The sequence below is a fragment of the Arenimonas sp. genome, assembly GCF_019459675.1.
Taxonomy (GTDB): Bacteria; Pseudomonadota; Gammaproteobacteria; order Xanthomonadales; family Xanthomonadaceae; genus Arenimonas.
This window is the reverse complement of the sequence record NZ_JAIBFH010000052.1, coordinates 1-5,923: the sequence shown is the minus strand read 5'-3', so window position 1 is coordinate 5,923 and position 5,923 is coordinate 1. Positions and strand designations below refer to the sequence as shown.

The 5,923-nt window shown below is 71.3% G+C and carries 10 protein-coding genes; 7 read left to right on the top strand and 3 right to left on the bottom strand.

Annotated features, from left to right (window positions below; all coding sequences use genetic code 11):
• Positions 1-87 precede the first annotated feature (87 nt).
• The 7 genes from ribH (at position 88) to K0M70_RS02060 (ending at position 3,378) form a co-directional block, all read left to right on the top strand.
• Positions 88-555, top strand: a complete 468-nt coding sequence (gene ribH, locus K0M70_RS02090) for a 6,7-dimethyl-8-ribityllumazine synthase (RefSeq protein ID WP_290778648.1) — start codon at positions 88-90, stop codon at positions 553-555.
• Complete coding sequence (gene nusB / locus K0M70_RS02085) at positions 552-1,013, top strand: transcription antitermination factor NusB (RefSeq protein WP_290778645.1); 462 nt, start codon at positions 552-554, stop codon at positions 1,011-1,013. The genes ribH and nusB overlap by 4 nt, the downstream gene beginning before the upstream one ends.
• Positions 1,013-1,972, top strand: coding sequence for a thiamine-phosphate kinase (thiL, locus tag K0M70_RS02080; RefSeq protein WP_290778643.1), 960 nt, complete (start codon positions 1,013-1,015; stop codon positions 1,970-1,972). The genes nusB and thiL overlap by 1 nt, the downstream gene beginning before the upstream one ends.
• Positions 1,972-2,463: a phosphatidylglycerophosphatase A gene (locus K0M70_RS02075; protein ID WP_290778640.1), complete on the top strand. Its 492-nt coding sequence runs from the start codon at positions 1,972-1,974 to the stop codon at positions 2,461-2,463. Before thiL ends, K0M70_RS02075 begins: the two co-directional genes overlap by 1 nt.
• A gap of 291 nt (positions 2,464-2,754) precedes the next feature.
• Positions 2,755-2,931: a hypothetical protein gene (locus tag K0M70_RS02070; protein WP_290778637.1), complete on the top strand. Its 177-nt coding sequence runs from the start codon at positions 2,755-2,757 to the stop codon at positions 2,929-2,931.
• A 20-nt stretch (positions 2,932-2,951) separates the two neighbouring features.
• Positions 2,952-3,137, top strand: coding sequence for a hypothetical protein (locus tag K0M70_RS02065; RefSeq protein ID WP_290778634.1), 186 nt, complete (start codon positions 2,952-2,954; stop codon positions 3,135-3,137).
• A gap of 73 nt (positions 3,138-3,210) precedes the next feature.
• Positions 3,211-3,378 (top strand): hypothetical protein, encoded by a 168-nt coding sequence (locus K0M70_RS02060; protein WP_290778632.1) that lies wholly within the window; start codon positions 3,211-3,213, stop codon positions 3,376-3,378.
• On the opposite strand, the gene K0M70_RS02055 is transcribed toward K0M70_RS02060, so the two are convergent.
• The 3 genes from K0M70_RS02055 to K0M70_RS02045 form a co-directional block, all read right to left on the bottom strand.
• The gene (locus K0M70_RS02055) at positions 3,379-3,990 is read right to left on the bottom strand and encodes a uracil-DNA glycosylase family protein (RefSeq protein WP_290778629.1); all 612 of its coding nucleotides are present in this window, start codon (positions 3,988-3,990) and stop codon (positions 3,379-3,381) included.
• Positions 3,991-3,997: 7 nt separating this feature from the next.
• Positions 3,998-5,452: an FAD-linked oxidase C-terminal domain-containing protein gene (locus tag K0M70_RS02050; protein ID WP_290778626.1), complete on the bottom strand. Its 1,455-nt coding sequence runs from the start codon at positions 5,450-5,452 to the stop codon at positions 3,998-4,000.
• A 78-nt stretch (positions 5,453-5,530) separates the two neighbouring features.
• A partial coding sequence (locus K0M70_RS02045; protein ID WP_290778623.1) for a YraN family protein occupies positions 5,531-5,923 on the bottom strand: 393 nt, incomplete at its 5' end.

Here is a 5,923-nt window from a genome sequence, read left to right as displayed (position 1 = left end):
CCCCCCCCCCCCCCGCCCCCCCCTGACCCCGTTCCTGCCTGCTGCGCGGTAAACTGGGGGTCCATTTTGCGGCGAGCCATAGACCTGATGAGCCACTTCGAAGGCGACGTCCAGAGCCCCGGCTCCGCCCGCTACGCCATCCTCGCCAGCCGCTGGAACCCGCGCATCACCGACACCCTGCTGGATGGCGCGCGCAAGGCCTTCGTCGAGAATGGCGTCCCGGCCGGGAACGTGGACGTGATTCGCGTCCCGGGCGCCTGGGAGCTGCCGATGGCGGCCGCCCAGGCCACCGACCGCGGCGGCTACGTGGCCATCGTGGCCCTGGGCTGCGTGGTGCGCGGCGACACCCGCCACTTCGAGCAGGTGGCCGACGAATGTGCCCGCGGACTGATGCGCGTGGCGCTCGACAGCGGCGTACCGGTGGTCAACGGCGTGCTGGCGGTGGACGACTACGCCCATGCCGAGGCCCGCGCCGGAGGCAACCACGGCAACAAGGGCGAGGAAGCCGCGCTGGTGGCCATCGAGATGGCGAACCTTTTCGGGAAATTCGAATGAAGCAGCCCCGTCCCGACGGCATCGACCCGCACGCCCGCTCCCGCGCCCGCCGCCGCGCGCTGCAGGCCATCTATGCCTGGCAGCTTTCGCACACCGCCATCGCGAAAGTGATCGAGCAATTCCAGACCGAGCAGGACATGGAAGTGGCCGACCAGGAATACTTCGAAGACCTGGTGCGCGGCGTCGAAGCCAACCTGGGCACGCTGGACGAAGCGCTCAGCCACTTCCTGGACCGGGACATCGCCCAGGTGGACCCGATCGAGCGCGCGGTGCTTCGCATCGCCGCCTACGAACTTCGCCACCGCGTCGACGTGCCCTATCGCGTGGTGATCAACGAAGCCATCGAAACCACCAAGCGTTTCGGCTCCGAGCACGGCCACACGTTCGTCAACGGCGTGCTCGACCATGCCGCGGCGCAGTGGCGTGCAGCGGAAGCACAGGCCCCGCGCCGCAGCTGATGCCGGGCGAATTCGCCCTGATCGATCGCATCCGCGCCCGCGTGCGCAGCCGCGCCGATGTGCTGTTGGGCATCGGCGACGACGCCGCCGTGCTGCGCGTGCCGGCCGGCCATGACCTGGTGGTTACCAGCGACACGCTGGTGTCGGGCGTGCATTTCCCCGCTGAAACCTCGCCTGCCGACATCGGCTGGAAGGCGCTGGCGGTGAACCTGTCCGACCTGGCCGCGATGGCCGCCACGCCGGCCTGGTGCACGCTTGCGATCACGCTGCCCGACGCCGACGGCGACTGGGTGGACGCCTTCCTCGACGGCTTCCTGGATCTGGCCCAACAGCACGACGTGTGCCTGGTGGGCGGCGACACCACCCGCGGCCCGCTGTCCATCACCGTTACCGCGCACGGCATCGTGCCCGAGGGACTGGCGCTGCGCCGCGACGGTGCACATGCGGGCGACGAAGTGTGGGTGACCGGTTCGATCGGCGACGCGGCCGGCGCACTGGCGCAGTGGCGGGCCCGCGGGCCGTCGTCGGCCAAGCTGCGCTATCGCCTGGACCGGCCGACGCCGCGGGTGGCTGCCGGCCTCGCGCTGCGCGGCATCGCCACGGCGGGCATCGACCTCAGCGACGGCCTGGCCGCCGACCTGGGCCACGTGCTGGCCGCCAGCGGCCTGGGCGCCCGCATTGATCTGGGCCGCCTGCCCACGTCGCGCACGCTGGCCGACCATTTCGACGAAGCGCAGCGCTGGCCGCTGCAGCTCTCGGGTGGCGACGACTATGAGCTGTGCTTCACCGCGCCTGCCAGCGCCGCCTTCGGGATCGAAAAGGCCCTGGCGTCCTGCGGGGTCACGGGCACCGTGATCGGCCAGCTGGTTACGGAGCCTGGACTGCACTGCACCACGCCCGAGGGCGAGGACTACGTGCCGGCTGCCGCCGGCTTCGAGCATTTCCAGGGAGTGCACTGATGGCCGTGCTTCCGGTCGGCACCCGCCGCCGTCTGATGAGGCACCCGCTAGGCTGGCTGGCCGCCGGTTTCGGCGCGGGCTTCTCCCCGCGCGCACCCGTAACGGTGGGCAGCCTGGCGGCGCTGCTGCCGTGGTGGCTGTTCATGCGCGACCTGTCGCTGCCGCTGTACCTGGCGGTGCTGGCGGTGGGTTTCGGCGTCGGCGTGTGGGCTTCGCACTGGGCCATTCGCGAAACGAAAATCGAGGACCCGTCGCTGGTGGTGTGGGACGAATTCATCGGCATGTGGATCACGCTGCTGATGGCGCCGGCGGGCTGGGCCTGGATGCTGGCGGCGTTCGTGCTGTTCCGCCTGTTCGATATCTGGAAGCCCTGGCCGGTGAGCTGGGCCGACCAGAAGCTGCATGGGGGTTTCGGGGCCATGCTCGACGACGCCATCGCCGGACTGTATGCGCTGGGTGTGCTGCAGCTGGCCGCGTGGTGGCTGCACTGATCGTCGGGTAAGAAGACTCGGACCCGGCGCCAAGCGCCTGTCCTATGCCGCCCCCGCATGCGCTGCGCGGATCATGCCCGCTGCCGCACGCCCGGAAGAAACTGCCGATGCCCCCGCCTGCTTTCGCCGTGCCGCGGTCGCGCCTGGTTCGCGCGGCTGCCGCATGGGGCTCTGACGACGTTCCGTGCCCTTGTCTCAGGCGCTTTCGCCGAGCCTGCCGACGGCCGCCGCGCCCCGCCGATGCTTCCATGGTGCTGCCTGCACTCCGCAGGCCAACTAGGGAGAAACACCATGAGGGCATTGACCCTGCACGAGCAGGCGGCGGTGAGCGGCGGCGAGGCGATCATCGGCACCATCGCGCTGCTCGCGGTTGCCGGATGGATCTGGCAGAACCGCGAAGCGCTCAACCAGATCGCCCAGACCGCCTCGATGAAGGTTTCCGACCTCGAAGCCGAATGCGGCGGCTGACCACCCACCTGGAGAACGACATGCGAAACCTTGATTGCGCTGAACTCAACTGCGTTGCCGGCGGCGAAACCGTCGACACCAACCTCGGCAAAGGCGCCGGCTACATCCTCCACGGCGTTACGTCGCCCGAGGCCCAGACCCTCGGGCTGGTGTCACCCGCGGGCTGGTTCATCGGCGCGGTGCTGCATTACGCCACCACGCACTGACCTCCCCGTTCCCGCCCGCGAGACGTCGTGGGTGGGAACGGGTTCAAGCCCGTCCCCAACCCAGGAAGAGCCCATGCCCACGCCCCTGCAAATCCCCTCGCGGCAGTCACTGCGGCCGCTGCTGATGCTGCTGCTGTTCTTCGTCGTCTGGAGCGAGCGCGAGGCGCTGCAGGCCATCGCCGACGCCACCTCCGATTCGCTGTTGCGCCTGGCCGCGGAGTGCGGCGACCCGAACCGCTGACTAGCGCGGCGCCGGCCCGGCCAAGGCCAGCCCGGCCACAGCCTCGCGCAGCGCCGGCACTACTTCGGCGTCAAACCACGGGTTGTGCGCGAACCAACCCACGTTGCGCGGGCTGGGGTGGGGCAGGGGGAAGACCGCGGGCGCGTAGTCGCGCCAGGACTGCACCGTCTCGGTCAGGGTCTTCTTGCGGCGCTCGGCCAGGAAGTACGCCTGCGCGTACTGGCCAATGGCCAGCACCAGCTGCACGTCGGGAAGCAGCGGCAGCAGGCGTGGGTGCCAGGTTTGCCGGCATTCCGCGCGCGGCGGCAAATCGCCGCTGGCGCCGCGGCCGGGGTAGCAGAAACCCATCGGCACGATGGCGATCTTTCGCTCGTCGTAGAAGTCGACCTTGTCCAGCCCCAGCCAGCCGCGCAGGCGCACGCCGCTGGCGTCGTCCCAGGGGATGCCGCTGCCGTGCACCAGGGTGCCCGGCGCCTGGCCGACCACCAGCAGCCTGGCGCTGGCGCTGGCGCGCAGCACCGGGCGCGGGCCCAGCGGCAGCTGCGCTTCGCACAGCCGGCAGGCGCGGATTTCCACCAGCAGCGTGTCCAGTTCGGTGGGCGCGCGGTTCATGGCCATGTCAGCGCGCGCCGCCTGGCGTGGGCGGCAAGCCCGGCGGTTCACGGGTGGCCTGCAGGCTCGGTTCGCCCTGCGGCGGCAGCACTTTCCCCGGGTTGAGGATGCCGTCGGGGTCGAACTGCGCCTTGATGGCGCGCATCAGCGCCATCGCCTGCGGGCTCAGCGCGCGCGCCAGCAGCTCGCGCTTCACCAGGCCGATGCCGTGCTCACCCGACACCTGGCCGTCCAGCGCGATCACGGTGTCGAACACCGCCTCCAGCGCGGCCTCCGCGCGCGCCGCCTGCGAAACGTCGGCCGGGTCGTAGAGGATGTTCACGTGCAGGTTGCCGTTGCCCGCGTGGCCGAAGCAGACGATCGGCAGCGACTGCGCCGCGGCAATGCCGCGCACCGCCGCCACCAGGTCGGGGATGCGCGACACCGGCACCACCACGTCTTCATTCATCTTCCCCGGCGCCTGCGTGCGCAGCGCCCGCGACAGCGCCTTGCGCGCGGCCCAGAGTTTTTCGCGCGTGGCTTCGTCGGGGGCGGCCGTCACTTCCAGGCAACCTTCGCCCTGCGCGGCGCCGGCCAGCGCCGCCACGGCGTGCGCCAGCATCGCCTCGTCGCCATCGGCCTCGATCATCAGCAGTGCGCCGGCCGGGGGCAGGTCGGCCCCGCCTACTTCGCGCGCCAGGCGCACGCAGTGGTCGTCCATGAACTCAAGCATGGACGGCGTGACCGGCTGGGCCATCAGCCGCGCAACGGCGGCCGCGGCGCTGTCCACGTCGGCGTACAGCGCGCGCAGGGCGCGGCGGTGCGTCGCCACCGGCGTCAGCTTCAACGTGGCTTCCACCACCAGCGCCAGCGTGCCTTCCGAACCGATGAGCAGGCGCGACAGGTCGTAGCCGCTGGCGCCCTTGGTGGTGGGCGCGCCGAAGCGCACCAGGTCGCCGGTACCGGTCACCGCGGTGATGGCCAGTACGTTGTCGCGGGTGGCGCCGTATTTCACCGCGCGAGGTCCGCCGGCGTTGCAGGCCAGGTTGCCGCCGATGCTGCAGTAGGCCGCGCTGGTGGGGTCGGGCGGCCAGAACAAGCCGTGCGGGGCCAGCGCCGCCTGCAGGTCGCCGTTGAGCAGCCCGGGCTGCACCACGGCCACGCGGTCGCCGGGACGAATGGCCAGCACGCGGTTCATGCGCTCGAACGACACCACCAGCGCGTCCTCGCCGGGCACGCTGGCGCCGGTGGTGTTGGTGCCGCGACCGCGAGCGACGATCGGCAGCTTGGCCGCGCGGCACAGCTTCACGATGTCCTGCACCTGCGCGGCGTTGGTGGGCAGCGCCACCGCCAGCGGCAAGCCCTGCCGCCGGGAGTTGTCGTAGCCGTACGCCAGGCGCTCCGCCGGATCCAGCAGCAGGCCGCCTGGCCCCAACAGGGTGCCGAGCGATTGCATCAGCGAAGCGGGCAGGGAATCAGGCATCGCGCGATTGTAGGCCTTGGCGGTGGGCTGGCGCAGACAGCGCCTTGGTCACGGCTCTGAACCGTGGCCAGCCGCCTGTCATACGTCTTCGAGGGTGAACGCGCCACGAAGCCATTCGCAGTCCAGCGAGGGGTCGCCCTGGGCGGTGACCACGTCGAAGCGGCAGGGTGCGTCCGCCAGGCCGCGCTGGCCGGCCAGCCAGGCGCGCGCGGCCAGCACGATGCGGCGGCGCTTGCTGTAGTCCACCGACCCGGCCGCGCCGCCGAAGCGGTCGCTGCGGCGGTAGCGCACTTCGACAAACACCACGGTGTCGCCGTCGCGCATCACCAGGTCGAGTTCGCCGAAGCGGAAGTTGACGTTGCTGGCCAGCGTGCGCAGGCCCCGTGCTTCGAGCGTGGCGCGGGGGGGGCCCCGGGGCCCCCCCCCCCGGTTTGGTGCGGGAACGGGGGGGGGGGCGCGGGGCGCCCCCCC

Excerpts from the sequence above, each read along its gene's own strand:
- K0M70_RS02055 (WP_290778629.1), bottom strand. The coding sequence starts at position 3,990 with ATGAACCGCGCGCCCACCGAACTGGACACGCTGCTGGTGGAAATCCGC.
- K0M70_RS02070 (WP_290778637.1), top strand. The coding sequence starts at position 2,755 with ATGAGGGCATTGACCCTGCACGAGCAGGCGGCGGTGAGCGGCGGCGAG.
- K0M70_RS02065 (WP_290778634.1), top strand. The coding sequence starts at position 2,952 with ATGCGAAACCTTGATTGCGCTGAACTCAACTGCGTTGCCGGCGGCGAA.
- thiL (WP_290778643.1), top strand. The coding sequence starts at position 1,013 with ATGCCGGGCGAATTCGCCCTGATCGATCGCATCCGCGCCCGCGTGCGC.
- K0M70_RS02060 (WP_290778632.1), top strand. The coding sequence starts at position 3,211 with ATGCCCACGCCCCTGCAAATCCCCTCGCGGCAGTCACTGCGGCCGCTG.
- K0M70_RS02050 (WP_290778626.1), bottom strand. The coding sequence starts at position 5,452 with ATGCCTGATTCCCTGCCCGCTTCGCTGATGCAATCGCTCGGCACCCTG.
- nusB (WP_290778645.1), top strand. The coding sequence starts at position 552 with ATGAAGCAGCCCCGTCCCGACGGCATCGACCCGCACGCCCGCTCCCGC.
- ribH (WP_290778648.1), top strand. The coding sequence starts at position 88 with ATGAGCCACTTCGAAGGCGACGTCCAGAGCCCCGGCTCCGCCCGCTAC.
- K0M70_RS02075 (WP_290778640.1), top strand. The coding sequence starts at position 1,972 with ATGGCCGTGCTTCCGGTCGGCACCCGCCGCCGTCTGATGAGGCACCCG.